The organism is Streptomyces sp. UNOC14_S4, from assembly GCF_020740835.1.
In the GTDB taxonomy this organism is placed as follows: Bacteria; Actinomycetota; Actinomycetes; order Streptomycetales; family Streptomycetaceae; genus Streptomyces.
Window position 1 is genome coordinate 1 of sequence record NZ_JAINFC010000935.1, and the last position, 1,239, is coordinate 1,239.

Sequence of the window (1,239 nt, forward strand, 5' to 3'; positions counted from 1 at the left end):
CCCTCTGACCCCTCCGGCTCCTCCGGCCCGGCACCACTGGCGGCCCTCGCCCGGGAATTCGCGAAGTTCGGCACGGTCGGCGGCCTGGGGATCGTCGTCAACCTCGCGGTCTTCAACCTCTGCCGCGCCGTCACGCCCCTGCCCGTCGTCCGGTGCAGCGTGCTCGCCACCGTGGTCGCCATCGCCTTCAACTACGCGGGGCTGCGCCACTTCGCCTACCGGGACCGCGACAGGAGCCACCGCGCCCGGGAGGTGGCCCTCTTCGCCGCCTTCAGCGCCGCCGGCCTGGTCATCGAGAACGGCATCCTCTACGCCGCCACCTACTGGTGCGGATGGGACACGCCGTTCGAGAACAACCTGTTCAAGTTCCTCGGCATCGGCGCGGCCACGCTCTTCCGCTTCTGGTCCTACCGCGCCTGGGTGTTCCGCGCCCTGCCGGGCCGTGGACGGCACACCGGCGACAGCGGCCCCTCGTCTCACGGCGACCCCGTGAACAGCACGAGCAACCCCGCCGCGTACCACCCCGAGACCACCGCACCTCCGCCGTAAAGACATACCCGCACCCCAAGCGGAGCACGCGCGAGCGGCCTGGCCACCAACAGCAGCAGAACCGGCAGGAACGGAAGCATGAAGCGTGGTTTGGACAGCGGCGAGCCCGGTGTCCCCACCATCAGCACCCACGCCCCGGCGACCAGCACCACCAGCGACCGCGGCACGCTCCGGTCCAGCGCGAGGGCCAGCACCCCGATCGCCGTGAGCACCACCAGCCCCAGCACCACCGCGCCACGCAGGTCACCGGCCCGGCCCGTGTGGTGGTAGAGCAGCATCCCCTTGAGCACGTGCGCGGTGCCCCGGCCGAAGTCGAACGACTGGTCCCACGCGCGCTCCGCCTCGAACCAGCCGTCCACCCGGCCCACCTTGCCGCCCAGGTAGAGCCAGCACCCCAGCAGCCCCAGCGGCGCCGTCACCACGGCCGCCCACGGCCGCCAGCCGTCCCGCCGCTTGACCACCGCCCACCCCGCGGTCAGCACCACCGTGCCGACCAGCACCGAGGCCGTGGGCCGCACGGTCCCCGCCAGCGCGCACAGCCCGGCGGCGAGCAGCCAGCGGCGCCTCAGCAGCGCCACCAGGCACCACACGAGGGCGGCGCTGAAGACCGCCTCCGAGTACGGCACCCACAGCGCGAACGCGTACGGCGAGCAGGCCCACAGCGCCACGCACGCGTACGCGGTGCCCGCC

General features: G+C 73.1%; 1 protein-coding gene and 1 pseudogene. One reads left to right on the forward strand and one right to left on the reverse strand.

Annotation, left to right across the window (positions count from 1 at the left end):
- Positions 1–36 precede the first annotated feature (36 nt).
- The gene (locus tag K6I34_RS37135; protein WP_229332418.1) at positions 37–549 is read left to right on the forward strand and encodes a GtrA family protein; all 513 of its coding nucleotides are present in this window, start codon (positions 37–39) and stop codon (positions 547–549) included.
- Here the strand turns inward: K6I34_RS37135 and K6I34_RS37140 are convergent.
- A pseudogene (locus tag K6I34_RS37140) lies at positions 477–1,239 on the reverse strand (hypothetical protein); the annotation flags it as partial. The gene K6I34_RS37135 and the pseudogene K6I34_RS37140 sit on opposite strands and share 73 nt — an antisense overlap.